This is a genomic window from Snodgrassella sp. ESL0253 (genome assembly GCF_013344965.1).
Lineage (GTDB): Bacteria > Pseudomonadota > Gammaproteobacteria > Burkholderiales > Neisseriaceae > Snodgrassella > Snodgrassella alvi_B.
In genome coordinates, this window is record NZ_JAAEDQ010000003.1 from 1 (window position 1) to 16,945 (window position 16,945).

15 protein-coding genes are annotated in these 16,945 nt (G+C 45.4%); 5 read left to right on the forward strand and 10 right to left on the reverse strand.

Going from position 1 to position 16,945, the window contains the following annotated elements; all coding sequences use genetic code 11:
• Positions 1-545: 545 nt before the first annotated feature.
• The 9 genes from GYX26_RS03215 to GYX26_RS03255 all read right to left on the reverse strand — a co-directional run bounded on the left by GYX26_RS03215 (position 546) and on the right by GYX26_RS03255 (position 9,238).
• Positions 546-1,145: a nitroreductase family protein gene (locus GYX26_RS03215; protein WP_100090892.1), complete on the reverse strand. Its 600-nt coding sequence runs from the start codon at positions 1,143-1,145 to the stop codon at positions 546-548.
• Positions 1,146-1,510: 365 nt separating this feature from the next.
• Positions 1,511-1,813, reverse strand: coding sequence for an AzlD family protein (locus tag GYX26_RS03220; RefSeq protein WP_174828022.1), 303 nt, complete (start codon positions 1,811-1,813; stop codon positions 1,511-1,513).
• Positions 1,806-2,498, reverse strand: coding sequence for an AzlC family ABC transporter permease (locus GYX26_RS03225; protein ID WP_174828247.1), 693 nt, complete (start codon positions 2,496-2,498; stop codon positions 1,806-1,808). The genes GYX26_RS03220 and GYX26_RS03225 overlap by 8 nt, the downstream gene beginning before the upstream one ends.
• A gap of 924 nt (positions 2,499-3,422) precedes the next feature.
• Positions 3,423-4,079 (reverse strand): YiiX/YebB-like N1pC/P60 family cysteine hydrolase, encoded by a 657-nt coding sequence (locus tag GYX26_RS03230; protein WP_174828023.1) that lies wholly within the window; start codon positions 4,077-4,079, stop codon positions 3,423-3,425.
• A 101-nt stretch (positions 4,080-4,180) separates the two neighbouring features.
• On the reverse strand, positions 4,181-4,639 hold the full coding sequence (locus GYX26_RS03235) for a hypothetical protein (RefSeq protein WP_174828024.1): 459 nt from the start codon (positions 4,637-4,639) through the stop codon (positions 4,181-4,183).
• Positions 4,640-4,836: 197 nt separating this feature from the next.
• On the reverse strand, positions 4,837-5,676 hold the full coding sequence (locus GYX26_RS03240) for a MurR/RpiR family transcriptional regulator (protein ID WP_174828026.1): 840 nt from the start codon (positions 5,674-5,676) through the stop codon (positions 4,837-4,839).
• 246 nt (positions 5,677-5,922) lie between these two features.
• Entirely contained in the window at positions 5,923-6,915 is a 993-nt protein-coding gene (locus GYX26_RS03245) for a nucleoside hydrolase (protein ID WP_174828028.1), read from the reverse strand.
• Between the two features lie 79 nt (positions 6,916-6,994).
• Complete coding sequence (locus tag GYX26_RS03250) at positions 6,995-8,386, reverse strand: MFS transporter (protein WP_174828030.1); 1,392 nt, start codon at positions 8,384-8,386, stop codon at positions 6,995-6,997.
• A gap of 51 nt (positions 8,387-8,437) precedes the next feature.
• On the reverse strand, positions 8,438-9,238 hold the full coding sequence (locus GYX26_RS03255) for an inner membrane protein YpjD (RefSeq protein WP_174828031.1): 801 nt from the start codon (positions 9,236-9,238) through the stop codon (positions 8,438-8,440).
• Between the two features lie 223 nt (positions 9,239-9,461).
• Here GYX26_RS03255 and ffh point away from each other — a divergent pair, with 223 nt between their 5' ends.
• The 5 genes from ffh to hpaC all read left to right on the forward strand — a co-directional run bounded on the left by ffh (position 9,462) and on the right by hpaC (position 15,764).
• Positions 9,462-10,820 (forward strand): signal recognition particle protein, encoded by a 1,359-nt coding sequence (gene ffh / locus GYX26_RS03260; RefSeq protein WP_174828033.1) that lies wholly within the window; start codon positions 9,462-9,464, stop codon positions 10,818-10,820.
• A 190-nt stretch (positions 10,821-11,010) separates the two neighbouring features.
• A complete protein-coding gene (locus tag GYX26_RS03265) occupies positions 11,011-11,262 on the forward strand; it encodes an SEC-C metal-binding domain-containing protein (protein ID WP_174828035.1) in 252 nt (83 codons plus the stop codon).
• 356 nt (positions 11,263-11,618) lie between these two features.
• On the forward strand, positions 11,619-14,465 hold the full coding sequence (locus GYX26_RS03270; RefSeq protein ID WP_174828037.1) for a valine--tRNA ligase: 2,847 nt from the start codon (positions 11,619-11,621) through the stop codon (positions 14,463-14,465).
• 314 nt (positions 14,466-14,779) lie between these two features.
• On the forward strand, positions 14,780-15,232 hold the full coding sequence (gene hpaR, locus GYX26_RS03275) for a homoprotocatechuate degradation operon regulator HpaR (protein ID WP_100090903.1): 453 nt from the start codon (positions 14,780-14,782) through the stop codon (positions 15,230-15,232).
• Between the two features lies 1 nt (position 15,233).
• The gene (gene hpaC, locus GYX26_RS03280) at positions 15,234-15,764 is read left to right on the forward strand and encodes a 4-hydroxyphenylacetate 3-monooxygenase, reductase component (RefSeq protein ID WP_174828039.1); all 531 of its coding nucleotides are present in this window, start codon (positions 15,234-15,236) and stop codon (positions 15,762-15,764) included.
• A gap of 97 nt (positions 15,765-15,861) precedes the next feature.
• On the opposite strand, the gene fba is transcribed toward hpaC, so the two are convergent.
• Positions 15,862-16,926, reverse strand: a complete 1,065-nt coding sequence (gene fba, locus GYX26_RS03285; RefSeq protein WP_100090905.1) for a class II fructose-bisphosphate aldolase — start codon at positions 16,924-16,926, stop codon at positions 15,862-15,864.
• Between the last annotated feature and the right edge of the window lie 19 nt (positions 16,927-16,945).

Genomic DNA, 16,945 nt, shown 5'->3' on the forward strand with positions numbered 1-16,945 from the left:
ATTTACCAACAGAGCAAGTTTCTTGATGTGCATTTTATGCTTATTGAATGTTAATGTTGGTAAATTCTAGCTACATCATGTGCTGATTTCAACTTGGGTTATGTTTGATGGATAGCGGTATACGACTGAGTGATGTGCGGATTAATGCTGAAATTCGGGTAGATAAAGGCTAAATTGAGCAAAAATATATACTAGTTATTTGGTTTTATTAAAAATAATTTTGTTGCAATTTAAGAATTATTGACATTAAAAAATACAGCATTAAGGGAAACGATTATGAGGTGATCTGGTTTTTTATGTCTATTTTTATTAAAAACACATAAATATATTGTTTATTTATGCTGTATTTTGGTATTTTTTATTTATATAATTTAAAATTAGCAATATTATTGTTTATTGCATGTAAGGAAGTAACATTTACACCTGAACGTAGAAAAACAGGTACAAAACCGGCCAGATTGAGCATCAATCCGGCCGGTGTTATGAAAAGATTTTAGTCTGTACAGATGCAATTTTTGCTTGTACGCTTTCTATACTGGCAGTAGTTAATAAAATACTTTAAAGCGCTCGGTGTCATCAATAAAGGTTTTTTCGGGGAAAGGTGCTTCATTGGAACCAAAAGGCATCATGGCACGCAATTTCCAGTTATCCGGTATCTGCCACTCTTTGGCGGCAGCAGCATCCGGCAGTGGATTGTAGTGTTGTAAACTGGCGCCGATACCGGCATTGGCTAGAGCCGACCAGACAGCAAACTGGGCAATGCCACTCCCCTGTTCCGACCAGATGGGAAACTGCTCGGTATAGCTGGGAAATTGCTGTTGCAGGCTGGCAATGGTTTGCTGGTCTTCATAAAACAATACTGTACCGATGCCGGCAGCAAAGCTGTTGATTTTGGCTTCGGTGGGGGCAAATTTGTCGGCTGGAACGATGGCGCGTAATTCTTGCATGACAATTTGCCAGAATTTTTGACTTTGCTGGCCAAACAGAATCACTACGCGTGAGCTTTGTGAATTGAAAGCTGATGGTGATAGCTTAACGGCCTGTTCTATCAAGGCGGTTATTTCTTCCTGTGCCTGAGAGACATTTCTGCCCAGTGTATATTGGGTACGACGTTTTTCAATGGCTTCTATCAATGCGTTGTTCATTTTATTTCCTTTATCATTTTGTAATTAAATTATTAATTTGAATCAAACATACATTGCTATATTAACGGAAAAATTTCAACTTACCCAGCCCTGTCTGTCAGTACAACAGATTTCAATTTTTGATATTTAATTAATTTTATTGCTTTGTAAACAATATGTAATAAACAAGAATAACTGAGATTTGCCGCTATGGCGGCGGTTTTAGCTGGTGGTTACACAGCATTTCCTCACAGGAATTGATTTTTTTAATTGCGCTGAACTGGCAAAATATATATAGCAAACAGGCTGTTTTTAATATATTTTTTATAAAAATTACTGTTTTTTAATTAGGTAAGTTATTCCGGCAAGGATTATGGCTGTCAGTTTTAGTATGGCAGATAGTGGCGCAAAAAGGCGGTAATGGCGATACTGAATATTACTGTTGGCAATAGGGAAAAGCGCCATGCCAGTAATATGGTGATGATTACCGATAACAGATTGGCCGGATGAGTAGTAGCAAATGCTGGTGCAATAACTGCAATCAGTACACAGCCGGGAATGGATTCAAGTACTCTGATCAGGCGCGGCCCCAGTGCGCGCTTGCGCAGTAGCAGATAACCGCTGACTCTGGTTACATAAGTAACCAGTGCCATGGCCAGAATAGTGAGGACAGCAGGTAAATCAATCATAAGCAGCTATCATAAATGCTACAGCCAAACCAGCTAGCATACCTAGCAGAACGTACCATGCACCGGGCAGAAAACAGTAGCTGGCAATAGCGACCAGTAAACTAACCAGCCACGGAATGGCCATTTTACAACCTTTCCACATACCTTTAAGTAACACCAAAAATACCGCGACAAAGGCCATATCAAAGCCGTAGTGAGTAACATCGCCAATTATTGGGCCGATAAGCGCACCTATTGTTGTAAATCCTATCCAGACCAGATACAGGCCAAAACTTGTACCAAGATAAAAGTAATAGCTGAATTTCTGCGCAGGTGAGCTTTTGGCATCGGTGAACGCCAGTGCCCAGCTTTCATCACACATAAAAAACAGCGCAGGCAAAACTTTGCGTTTGGGTAAGTCTTTTAAATAAGGTGTCAGTGCGGCACTCATTAAAATATGGCGGCTGTTTACCAGCAGTGTCATTAGGGCTATCAGAAATAGATGTGGCGGTGATGTCCATAAGTTGACGGCAACAAATTCGGAACCACCGGCAAAGTTTACTGCGGTAAGCAGTGAAATTTGACCAGTACTCATGCCCTTCTGGATTGCCTGAGCGCCTAAAACCAGTGAAAACGGAATAAAGCTTAGCATAACAGGCAAGGCGCTAATCAAGCCCCTTTTAATCTCCTGTGCAGGTGATGGCATAGCGGATGAAGACACTACTGGGCGCTTTCTTGAATATGGTTTGGCTAGCACTATATTATAAATAATATATTTTCATGGCGTAAACAGAATATGATTGCTTATTACACGTATCAAATATAGTAAAACTGGTTAGAAGCTGTGCCCAGGGTAAGAATTTATCAGCAGCAATATTACTGACACTTTTATATAGCCTGCCAGCCAGTGTATTCAACAGGTGACAAATTTTGAGTATTTGTACAGTTCCATCTATATGGCTACTACAGGTAAATGCCAATGTTTCAGCAGCAGGTGATTTATGTTGCTCTGGCAGATAAAAGCTGCATGGTAATATACTGGAATAGTGGTAATTGCTGCTGGCCATGTCTTTATACTTTATCAATATAAACCAGTTAGTTATATGTACTGAAGAATAAGAAGCTGGACAATGTTTTCTATAACTTTGCGATATGTAATTTATACCTGTCATAATAAATCGTACTGATATATTTTGTCTCTTCCCTGCTGCTGGTATTAGTAATAGGATTTGTTAGGGATTCTTTAAAAATATTATATTGAAACTTATAAATTAGGCTAGCTGGCAGAGATACCAGCAATAATGGTTTGCAGGATAAATTTCTTCATCTTTGCTGAATTATAAACACCAATTATGGGTAACTGAGAGATAAGTAAACTTATAAAAAGAATCAATTTATTTACGGGTATTGTACTTATTGTCTTATCGGCTATTTAGTCTGTTTTGAAGGTTTAAATGATTTATTTGCAATATGTTAAAAATTTCAGGATATATAGCTTATTAAATTGGCTTATGTAGTAAATAAATTGTGAATGACACCCCCTTTATACTGCCCAACAATACCAGTGGTACTTTTTTATTGCTGATTAATTAAAACAGACCAGCATAATTACTGCTGGCCTGTAGGCTGGTTACTGATAGTAATGGACGATATTGAGTAGGTCGGAGCGGGACATATCGCCGGGATTGTTGCCGGGCTGGCCTTCGGGAATAGGAATGCCCATTTTTTTGAAGTGTTCTACCCAGTATTCTGGGAATTTACCGGTATCTTTGGATTTGAAAGTCATGGCACGCAAGGGGAAAACTTCTTGTCCGTGATTGGCTTCTTTGAATATCTGGTAGATTAATTCGGAGCAATAATACTGGTCGTTGTTGATATCAAAGGCATCATCGTATTTTTTACCCACTTTCTGGCGCGCATGAACCAAAGCAGAAGAAATCAATGGCTGGTAAGCTGCTTTTAATCTGCCTACCACGGCACGGGGCTGGCACTGTTTTTTCGGATGCAGATATGCGCGCAGGGGAGTAATTTTTACTTTGGGGTGTGTTGCTTCGATTACATAGTGCTGGCTAGGAGTTTTCTGCCAGACAATGCCCACATGGGTAAAATTATATCCCTCCAGACCGCTGGTAGCTGCCTTGATGGCACTGCTCATACCGCCATCGCAGTCTTCCAGAAAGATAAGATCGCCATTTTGCACGTGAAAGGGTTTCTGGGCATAGACATTCAGACTAAGTAACAGGCTGAAAACAAATGCCAGCAATGACTGGATGTATTTCTGGTTCATATCTGAATCTTATGCTTTTGGTAAATAATGGTTAATTATACAGAATATATCATTATTAGCCAGTGTTAATCCTGCATAGGCAATATGTTCCCTCTTATGCATCAGTCTACGTTTTTACCTCGCTTGCGCTGAAAGATGCGGTAACTGGCAGCAAATGCAGCAATGGCGGCGCCAATCAGTGCACCACCGATAAACATGGAAACCAGATCAACGGTTTTGCCCACATCCAGACTATCCAGGACCTGTTTGGCATTCAGTTTTTGGCCGTTAGGGCTGCTCATGCCTGCTATCATATGACGGTTGTTGCACTTGGGCAGTAAGGCTGTCTGGTCAGCCGGCTGTGGATAGGCTTGTCTAACCGCAGCTTCACACTGCTGAATCTGTGCCGGAGTCACCAGATTAAACCAGCCACCAATATATAAGCCGCCAGCCAGCAGACAGGCGGCAACAATGCCCACCATTACGGCAGAACCTCTCTTCTGCTCTGCTAGCGGTGCAGAAACTTTTCTGTTTTGCTGTTGTTCGGCTTGGCGTTTGATTTGACGGGTTTTGTTACTCATTTGCGCTCATTTCGTTGCGACAAATTTAGGGAAATAGCTGATTACCAAGCATCTAGTTGTATTGGCCAACAATTGGGAAAACTAAAATATGGATAACCAGACAGTCTGATGCTGAATGATACCTGAAGCTGTCTATATTCGGTTAATTGATGTAATGGTTTTGATAAACATCTTGTGGCTGGATTTCGGTGTAGCAATTAGTTTTGCAGGAATTTCAGCTTAACGCCAGCTTTAGTTTTCGCCAGCATTTCGCTGACGTTCTCCCCCAGATACAAGGCAAGGCCAATGGTAAGCATATCGACTACCATTAGCTGTAACAGGCGTGAAATCATCGGTGTATATTTTTCACTGTCTTCAGGGGTAATAACGCTAATTACGCAATCGCAGGCTTGTGCCACCGGTGAGCCGGCGCGGGTAAGGCCGATAATTTTGGCGCCGTTGCCTTTGGCTATTTTGATGGCATCCAGTAAATCGCGTGAGGAACCGGAATGAGAAATGACTACCAGAACATCCTGAGATGACAGAACAGCAGCGGCCATCAACTGTACATGACTATCGGTATAGGCAACAGTAGACAGGCCAAAACGAAACAGTTTGTGCTGTGCATCCATCGCTACGATGCCGGAATTACCAGCACCGTAAAATTCGATGCGGCGAGCTTTGGCCATAAGTTTTACTGCGGTATCCAGATCAGCAGCATTCAGTGACTTACGACTGCCCAGCACGGTGGCAGCGGTGTTGGCGATAACTTTATTCAGCACGTCCTGCATGGAATCAGTGCTATTCAGTTCTTCATGCACATAAGGCATGCCGTCATGGCCAATACTGGCAGACAGATTGAGTTTGAATTCTGAAAGTCCGCTATAGCCCATACTACGACAAAAACGAATAACAGTAGGCTGGCTGACACGGGCTTCTTTGGCAATATTAGCGATAGCAGCATGCACAAACCATTTGCTCTGAGCGAGTACACACTCGGCCACGCGGCGTTCTGCCGAGGATAATTCGGGTAATTTCTGGCTGATTTTGGCTAACATTCTGCTCTCCTGTTTTGTTGGCACAACAAAACAGGAAGAGAAATATATCTGTTAACTGCATGCATAATAAACCTGCTGACTTCTCTTGTATTGCCCTTTTATCCTAATCATGAGTATAAACGAATGCAATATCTTTGGTGCGGATTAGCGGTGCCGACATGGCTATAAAGCCATAAATAGTTATTTTTGTTCTAGAGTTAGGTTTGTCTTTGTATATGTCATTTTCTAAACCAGTTTTCTACCCGCCTAGCAGCGATACTGGCTTAATGCGTTGAATATGATATCAAGCAGACGTTGGTTATCCACACTTTCCATGACATGGACAGGCTGATGAGTTACTTCAGGCATGCCTACAGTGAGTCTTAAGGCACCTTTTTTCCAGCGGCGGCTGCTGGCACGGGTATAGTCGCGCGCAGTGGATACGTCAACAATATAGGGCGAACTGGTAACGATATTGCTGTCTATCAGTTTGGCCACACATAAAACATCATGAATCCAGCAACCGGCAAGATGACGGGTCTGGATGGAATAATCCATCCATGGGCGTGAAGTGCGCACGATAAAGTCGGTTAGCGGATTGGCAAAGCTTTGCAGTTTATCCAAATCCTGATGGGTAAGCATAGTCTGGGTAGTGACATCCAGAGGAGCCAGTGTAATGTTGGCACCGCTTTCAATTACAATTTTGGCTGCTTCAGGGTCGACTGCAAAGTTGGTATCTTTCAAATAGCCGTCCAACTGAAAGACACCGCCCATGATAACGATTTCGGCTACCGAACGGGCAAAATCCGGATATAGTTGAATGGTATGGGCAATATTGGTTAACGGGCCGATGGCTACTACGGTGATTTCTCCGGGATTGCCACACACCAGTTCGCCAATCGCCTGAGCAGCATGAGGTGCGCTGTGGTCGTTGAGTGCGGGCAATGGCGGCAGATTATCCCATAAAGAGAGCAGTCCCTGTTTGCGAACATTATTGTCCAGCTGTTCGCGCCATGGGGCGGCCGGTTCAATCAGTGCCTGTGCCGCACCTTTAACTACCGGTATATCTTTATTCAGCTCTTGCAATAGCTGGCGGGCTACCTGATAGCCGGTATCACGTGGTGTATTACCGGCCACAATGGTAATAAGTTCAAGTTTGATTGAATCTGCGGCCAGTGCCAGCGCCAGTGCCAGACCATCATCAACATTTGCACCTGCAATGCCATTACCGGGATCACAGTCAATCACGATGCGCTTCATAAGTATTACCTATGCGTCAATGGTAACGGAGTCAGTGGCTGACTCCGTTACATATGTTTCAATCAGTTTGTCAAAGCGATTAAATAGCGTCTTCTACCGCATTCAGATCGCGTCCGCGGGTTTCCGGAGCAAAGAATGTGGTGAAGAAACCAATACCGGCCATGGCTGCAAAGTATATGGCAATCGGCCACCATGTTTGATAATGCTTAAGTAATGCTGAGGCTACTAATGATGCTGTGCCACCCGATATGATTCCACCGAGTTCTTTGGCCAGTGCCATTTTGGAATAGCGGTTACGTACGCCAAACAGCTCCACACCATAGGCTGCCTGCACACCGAAAATACCCAGTGAAGCCAGACACATACCGATAACAATAATACTGCCTACGATAAAGGGATCACGGGTTTCCAGAAACATATAGGCCGGAATAGCATACAACATCAGCAAGAAACAAAACCAGCGGTAAACAATACGGCGACCATAACGATCAGACAACCAGCCGGCAAAAGGTATCACAAAGAAACCCAGTAGCGAAGCAATAAATACCGCCGTAGTGGCAACAGTTTTACTAACGTCCAGAGATTTGACTACATAGCCGATGACAAAGCCCTGCGCAAGATAAGATGGGCCGTTTTCACCGATGCGTAAGCCCAGCATCACAAAAAAGGCTTTATTCCGCGCCCACAAAGAAGCTTTACTGGTCGAAGTGTCGGCAGGCGATTGAGTAACAGTTGCAGTTTGTGCTTGTTTTAATTCTTTTTGTTCCTGTTCGAAAACAGGTGTCTCACGTACATGCCGGCGGATAAGGGTTGCAGCAATGGCAATCACAGCACTGAGGATAAATGGGATACGCCAGCCCCAACTAACCACATCTTCATCATCAAGCATTAATACCAGCAGCCATACCGCAGAAGCAATCAGTGTACCACTGTTGGAACCAATGCCGATTATGGAAGCAATCAGACCACGCCGTTTTGGCGGTGCATACTCCCCTAGCATAACCGTAGCACCTGAAAGCTCGGCACCGGCACCAAAGCCCTGTACAAAACGTAACATAACCAGAATCAAGGGAGCCCATATGCCAATGGTGGCATAGCTGGGAATAAAGCCAATCAGAGTGGTGGAAATCCCCATCAGGGCAATGGTGGTTACCAGTACAAATTTCCGTCCTTTACGGTCGCCCAGCCGACCAAAGAAAATGGCACCAATCGGACGGGCTGCAAAGCCAACTGAATAAGTGGCAAAACTGGACAAAAGACCGAGCGTGCTATCTGTTCCAGGAAAAAATACATCTGTGAACACCAGGCCTGCGGCCAGACCATACAGGGCAAAATCCACATATTCCATGGTGGTACCAAGCCAGCAGGAAAGTGTTGCCTTAATAAATTCCAGTCGTCCTTCGGGGGTGGCTAAACGTTGTTCAGCTGCGCTCTGCTTATGGCTGTCAACTGACGATTGTAAGTCACTCATTCAAATATCCTATGGTTACAAATCAGGGTAATACTACTTAGAAACAAAAGGTTAAAACAAAATTTCCAGCACAAACTTGCTGCCTATATAAGCCAGCATCAGGCTGACAAATGACACAATGACCCACCAAGCCACTTTTTTCCCGCGCCAGGCCTGAGTATGGTGTCTGAACAGGATAACCAGATAGATTAGCCACGACAGCACGCCAAACACCGTTTTATGGTTAAAGCGTGCCGGTTCACCAAACACAGCCTCAGAAAATACTGTGCCACTGACAGCCGCAATGGTCAGAAGCACAAATCCCGCCTGTAGGCCCTGAAACATTAATTTTTCAATAGCCAGCAATGGCGGCAGGAATGATTGCTGCGGTACAGTTTTGCGCCGGTGCAAATAATGGTTGCGCACCAGCATCAGCATGGCTAGCAGTGTGGTGATGCCAAATAAGGCATAAGCCAGCAATGCCGACAAAACATGTATCATGAATGCACTATTGTGCATCAGGTAAGCAGTAGGCCGCCCTGGCAACAGCCAAGCAATCAGCAATACCGCTGCTGAACAGGGAAACAGCGCTAGCTGCAACCCCTGCAGTCGATAGCGAAAACTGCCCACCCAATACAGCACTACCATGAGCCAGGTAATGAGATTGAGTGCATGACCAAACCCTACCAGTAGCACCCGTTGCTGTAACATTGGCTGCCACACCACAAAAGTATGCAGCAACAATACCAGCAGCAACAGTAACTGCTCACCTCGCAACGGATAGGGCACATCAGTATGGCGTTGCCAAAACCGCCATGCCAGTACAGAAAGTACGGCATAGGCAAGAATAAGCACCAGCAGCAATAAGCTCATGATTTTTCCGCAGCAATAGCGCGCCAAATTTTGGCGCGCATAGTGTAAAATAGGCAATTATTTATTGTTATGCCTGCTCCAAACTCGGGCAGGCATAGCAACAAGATGCCATTTTATAACCAAATCGCTTCTTATCCTACCCATTTATTGCGTCAATTACTGACAATAGACAATTTTCACCCGATATACACAGGCTGCTTACACATAGCTGGAGATGGTTTCGATGCTAGACAATTTATCAGATCGCTTTAGTAAAATTGCGAAAACCCTGCGCGGACAGGCGCGTTTGAGTGAAGACAATATCAAGGATGCCCTGCGTGAAGTACGTATGGCACTACTGGAAGCAGACGTTGCCCTGCCAGTTGTAAAAAATTTCATGTCTTCTGTAAAAGAACGTGCAGTTGGGCAGGAAGTCATTGGCAGCCTAACGCCGGGGCAGGCATTTATCGGGGTGGTGAATGACGCCCTTACCGAGCTGATGGGTACCGAGAACAGCAGTCTGAATCTGGCCGCGGTACCACCGGCTGTCATTCTGATGGCTGGTTTGCAGGGTGCAGGTAAAACCACCACCGTAGGCAAACTGGCACGGCTGCTGAAAAATGAACAAAAGAAAAAAGTGCTGGTGGTTTCCGCCGACGTGTACCGGCCGGCAGCGATTGAACAGTTAAAATTACTGGCTCAGCAGGTTGAGGTGGATTTTTTTCCGTCTCATGAAGGTGAACAACCGGTTAGCATTGCCCTGAATGCACTGGATCATGCCAAAAAACATTTCTATGATGTGTTGATGGTAGATACGGCTGGCCGGCTGGCTATTGACCAGAAAATGATGGACGAAATCCAGCAGATTCATGCGGCGATTAATCCGGTGGAAACGCTGTTTGTGGTGGATGCCATGCAGGGGCAGGATGCAGTGAACACGGCACAGGCCTTTAATGACACCCTACCCCTAACCGGTGTGGTATTGACCAAGATGGACGGTGATGCCCGCGGTGGTGCCGCCCTATCGGTACGCCATGTAACTGGCAAGCCGATTAAATTCATCGGTGTCGGCGAAAAAATCAATGGTCTGGAACCATTTTACCCAGACCGTCTGGCCTCACGCATTCTTGGCATGGGCGATGTACTCTCGCTCATTGAGGATGTGCAAAAAGGCATTGATGAAAAAACCGCGCAGCAAATGGCGAAAAAGCTGCATAAAGGCAAAGGTTTTGACCTGAATGACTTTAAGGCACAGATTCAGCAAATGCGCAAAATGGGCGGGATTGAATCAATTATGTCTAAACTGCCGGGTGACATGGGACAAATGGCTAAGCAGGTACCGGAAGGCACAGCAGAAAAAGCCATGAACCGGGTAGAAGCCATCATCAATTCGATGACAGCTAAGGAACGCGCCAATCCGCTGCTGATCAAAGCCAGCCGCAAACGCCGCATTGCCAATGGTTCCGGCGTTACCGTGCAGGAAGTGAATAAAATGCTCAAACAGTTTGAGCAGTCACAGAAAATGATGAAATCATTTAGCAAGGGCGGTATGGGTAAACTGATGCGTCTGGCCAAAGGCATAAAAGGTATCATACCGCAATAATCTAAATCATCAACGCACTGCCTGAATTCTTGTTCAGGCAGTTTTTTATTTCTGCTATCGGTACCACCTGAGCAGACGGCTTTAATTCAGTCTGTACAGGCTGATATTTTTATTGTAAATTATTCAGGACAGTTGATTCTTTCTGTTTAATCACTCTGCCTAAAAAGGAGTAATATTATGCGTAAATTTAATGATAAAGGCTTTTTTTGAGCCAACCAGTAAACGTCGTAAAGGTTTCCCATCCGAAACCAGCGTTAAACGCGGATTGGTACGGATTGTTCATGGCGATAAAGTTTTGCATGAAAAGCTGGGTCGCAATGATCGCTGTCCATGCGGTTCCGGCCGCAGCTTTCAAAAAATGTTGCCTAAAAACAGGCTGCTTTCGATGGCAGCAACAGGGATGACTATTTCCGCTGATTTCTGCCACTTGTACTATTACTGATTTAATCAGCTTTTAATTGCTATCTTCCGGTATGCTGCTAGTATTATGAGTATACCGGAAGATTATTAATTGCTTTTGCATAGCTGATTTATGAGCAAATAATCAACAGACACAGCAATCGGGATATGCTGGCATCAATATCAGCCAATCACCGTACTGATATACCCTGCACTTCACTTTTTCAGCGATATTACCGGCAAATCATTACTCATCTGATTTACTTTCACACGCTCACAACGCGTAGTTTGCTGCCATATTATTCAGAATTTAACAAAAGCACATCATCTTAAACCATGCATTAATGCATGAGTTATAATCGAAGTCTTATTTTTTTGATTTTTTCCCAATTCGTAACCATGTTAAATACCCAATATTCTCCGAGTGAAATTGAAACCCGTTTGTATCAGCAATGGGAACAGAGCGGCTATTTCACACCATCACTGGATTTAAGTAAGCCTTCTTTCGCTATTCAGCTACCACCACCCAATGTTACCGGTACGCTGCATATGGGGCATGCGTTTAACCAGACCATCATGGATGGCCTGACCCGCTATCATCGCATGAAAGGCGAAAACGTCTGCTGGATTCCCGGCTCTGACCATGCCGGTATAGCAACCCAGATTGTGGTGGAACGTCAGCTGGCGGTAGAAAATATTTCCCGCCATGATTTGGGTCGGGAAGCGTTTATTGCCAAAATCTGGGACTGGAAAAAATTCTCCGGTGGCACCATTACCGAGCAAATGCGCCGTGTCGGCTGTTCGGTAGACTGGAACCGCGAATACTTCACCATGGACGATGTTCGTGCTGAGGTGGTAACCGAAGTATTTGTACGCCTGTTTGAGCAGGGTTTGATTTATCGCGGTAAACGGCTGGTGAACTGGGACCCTGTATTGGGTACGGCCGTATCTGATCTGGAAGTGGAAAATATCGAGGAAAACGGCCATATGTGGCATATCCGCTATCCACTGGCCGACGACCCGAACAATGCCCTGATTGTGGCCACTACCCGCCCGGAAACCCTGCTTGGTGACGTAGCCGTGGCCGTACATCCTGATGATGAGCGCTATGCCGGCTTTATTGGTAAACAGGTAATCCTGCCATTATCAGGCCGTACCATCCCAGTGATTGCCGATGAATATGTGGATAAAGACTTCGGTACTGGCTGTGTAAAAATCACACCGGCACACGATTTCAACGACTACGAAGTGGGTAAACGCCACCAGACTGTACTGATTAATGTACTGAGTCTGGACGCCAAAATCCTGCCGCAGGCAGAAGTGTACGATTTTCAGGGACAGGCACAGACAGCTATCGACCTGCCGGCAAAATATGCCGGTCTGGATCGTTTTGCTGCACGTAAACAGATGATAGCCGACCTTGAAGCGGAAGGCTTGCTGGTTAAGGTAGAGGAACACAAACTGATGACGCCAAAAGGCGACCGTACCGGCAGTGTGATTGAACCAATGCTCACCAGTCAGTGGTTTGTAGCCATGACCCGCAGTGCCAGCAATGATGTTGCCCATCCGGAACCGGAATCAGAATTCAAAGGTAAAACTTTAACCGAAAAATGTATCCATGCCGTGGAAAGCGGACAGGTACGCTTTATTCCGGAAAACTGGGTAAATACCTATAACCAGTGGATGAACAATATTCAGGACTGGTGTATCTCACGTCAGTTGTGGTGGGGACACCAGATTCCGGCCTGGTATGACCAGTCTGGCCGCGTATATGTTGCACGTAATGAAGCCGAAGCACGTGCACAGGCCGGTGCAGATGCGGTATTAACCCGCGATGAAGATGTGCTGGATACATGGTTTTCTTCCGCACTAGTGCCCTTCTCTACTCTGGGCTGGCCGCAAGACACACCCGAATTGCAGGCGTTTTTGCCATCTCAGGTACTGGTAACCGGCTATGAAATCATTTTCTTCTGGGTAGCACGCATGATTATGATGACTACCCACTTCACTGGTAAAGTACCATTTCATGATGTTTATATTCATGGCATGGTGCGCGACCATGAAGGCAAAAAAATGTCTAAATCCGAAGGCAATGTGATTGACCCGGTAGATTTGATTGATGGCATTGATCTGGAAAAACTGCTGGTAAAACGCACAACTGGCCTGCGCCGGCCAGAAAAAGCACCGCAGGTAATCAAAGCTACACAAAAACTGTTCCCTGACGGCATTCCAGTATTTGGTGCTGATGCACTGCGCTTTACCATGGCCAGCTATGCCAGCCTTGGCCGTAGCATTAATTTTGACTTCAAGCGCGCCGAGGGCTATCGCAACTTCTGCAACAAACTGTGGAATGCCAGCCGCTTTGTGCTGATGAATATTGAAAACCACGATTGCGGACAGGATGAAAGCCAGCCATTAAGCTACAGTTTCGTTGATAAATGGCTGCTGACCCGTCTGCAACAGACAATCACAGCAGTAAGTGAGGCACTGGATACCTACCGCTTCGATATGGCTGCACAAACGCTGTATGAATTTATCTGGAATGAGTATTGCGACTGGTATGTGGAACTGGCCAAAACCCAGCTCCAGCGTGGTGACGAAGCGCAGCAGCGTGCAACTCGGCGTACACTGGTACGGGTATTGGAAGTGGTGTTACGTCTGCTGCACCCGATTATGCCGTTTATTACTGAAGAACTGTGGCAAACCATCGCGCCTTTGGCCAATGCAAAGCATACTGAAAGCATCATGCTGGCAGCATGGCCACAGGCAGACAACAGCCTGACTGATACTGAAGCGGTAAACCAGATGCATTATTTGCAGGAGCTGGTGAATTCCGTACGTAATCTGCGCGGTGAAATGGGGCTGGCCATGAGTGTGAAAGTGCCGCTACTGGTAGAAAGTACAACGGATTTGGGTACATTATTGCCCTATCTGCTGCTTATGGCGCGCCTGAGTGAAGCCAGACAGGTAGCACAATTACCGGAAAGCGATGATGCGCCGGTAGCAGTATGTCAGGGTGCACGCCTGATGCTGAAAGTAGAGGTAGACAAAGCCGCCGAAACCGCCCGTCTGCAAAAAGAAGCAGAAAAGCTACAGAAAAATATCGACAAGATTGCCAATAAACTGGCCAAACCGGGCTATACCGATAAGGCTCCGGCACATCTGGTAGAAAAAGACCGCAGCGAACTGGCACAATTGCAGGACAGAATGGGCAAAATCAATTTGCAGTTGCAAAAATACCGCTGATTAAATTATTCATGTTCTAATAGCATCCACCAGACCATAAGCATATATATAGGTCGGAAACACTGGCAATATGTATATGTCTGCTCAGTCTGGTGGTTTTTTATAGCAGCCAGGAATGTCCTGATAATAAATAATTTTTTTCTTTATAAAACAATATTTTAAATAAAAACAATATATGTAATTTGTATTTAATTTACACATAATTATTTAATTTTATAATAATCTTATGTAAAATTCAGAAATAATGTCTTATTTTTTGGTTTAATATTCCAAAGACATATGAACTGGATATACTGAAAGATTGGAGCAACAAGATGGTAAACACATCTAAATACTCATCCCTCAACATCGTCCTGATTCAGACACGCGAAGCATTACTTTCCCATTTTCGGCCCATGCTGAATGATATTGGTATCACCGACCAGCAATGGCGTATTATCCGTTTACTGGCAGAAAATGGTATTATGGATTTTCAGGAACTGGCCAAACAGGCATGCATTCTGCGCCCAAGCCTGACTGGTATCCTGACGCGGCTGGAAAAACTGGGCTATGCGGTACGCCTAAAACCCTCCAATGATCAGCGACGGGTATTTCTGAAACTGACACCGGTAGGGGAAAAACTGTATGAAGATTTCTGTGTCGCAGTAGATGCACGTTACAAAGTACTGGAACAGCGTTTTACGCAGGAAAAACTGCAACAACTGGGTAAACTATTGAAAGAATTTACCAATATTGCTGTTGATAAAGAAGAAAAAGAAACCAGATAACATGGATCAACCATCCTCAACCATGGCTTTGCAATATCGGGAAGCCATGTCCAAAGTGGCGGCAGCAGTACACGTTGTCACCACAGAAGGCCATGCCGGACGTTATGGCATCACCCTCACTGCTGTCACGTCGGTAACGGACACCCCGCCCACACTATTATTATGTATTAACCGCAATGCCCGCATTCAGCCGATTCTGCGTGCCAATGGGCAGCTATGTGTTAATGTTCTGGCCGCTTCACAACAGGACGTAGCCGAGCACTTTGCCGGCCTGACATCCATTTCGGCAAGCGAGCGCTTTTTGCAGAACGAATGGCAAAATCACCACCATACTACCCAACCACAGTTAGTGGGGGCACTGGCACATTTACACGGCCACATTATCGACAGCCATGATATGGGCAGTCACAGTGTGTTTTACGTAGCGATTGAGCATATCAACGTTAATTCGCAGGAAAATCAGGGATTACTGTATTTTCAGCGGCAATTTGCTCAAACTGCTGCACCAGTGTGTGAAGCAGACTATGTCTGAAGCATTTCCCTGCAAACTGGCTGTTAATATCTGTCGGCACTGATAAACAAAACGGACTGTCCATACTGGTACAGCCCGTTATAGCTGGCTGAAATATTTATTTTACAATCTGTACCAGCTCACCCGCTGCATAGCGGTTAGCCATTTTTTCCAGAGAAACCGGTTTAATCTTGTCTGCATGACCAGCCGCACCAAATGCCACATAGCGGTCGATACACACCTGTTTCATCGCTTTAATGGTTTCAGTAAAGTATTTGCGCGGATCAAATTCTGCCGGATGTGTAGCCAGAAAACGGCGAATCGCACCTGTACTGGCCAGACGTAAATCGGTATCAATATTTACTTTGCGCACACCGTACTTAATTCCTTCCACAATCTCTTCTACCGGCACACCGTAAGTTTCCGGAATATTGCCACCATATTCATTAATAACCTGTAGCCACTCCTGTGGTACCGAGCTGGAACCATGCATCACCAGATGGGTATTGGGCAGGCGTTCGTGAATTTCGCGGATACGGTCGATTCGTAATACATCACCAGTAGGCTTGCGGGTAAATTTATAGGCGCCATGGCTGGTACCGATGGCAATAGCCAGTGCATCTACGCCAGTGTCCTGCACAAAGCGCGCTGCTTCATCCACACTGGTGAGCATCTGCTCATGGCTGAGTTTACCGGCAGCGCCAACACCATCTTCTTCACCGGCTTCACCAGTTTCCAGATTGCCCAGACAACCAATTTCACCTTCAACCGATACCCCACAGGCATGTGCCATACACACAGTTTGACGGGTAACATCCACATTGTATTCATAGGTAGAAGGTGTTTTGGCATCGCTCAGCAGCGAACCGTCCATCATCACTGATGAAAAGCCCAGCTGGATAGAGCGTTGGCAAACTTCTGGTGAAGCACCGTGATCCTGATGCATTACCACTGGAATATGCGGAAATTCTTCAATAGCAGCCAGAATCAGATGACGCAGAAACGGTGCACCAGCATATTTACGCGCGCCAGCACTGGCCTGCACAATCACCGGAGCGTTAACTTCATCGGCCGCTTCCATAATCGCACGCATCTGTTCAAGATTATTGACATTAAACGCCGGCAGGCCATAACTGTTTTCTGCAGCATGGTCGAGCAGTTGGCGCATAGAAACTAAAGCCATGAGATTCTCCGTGGGTACT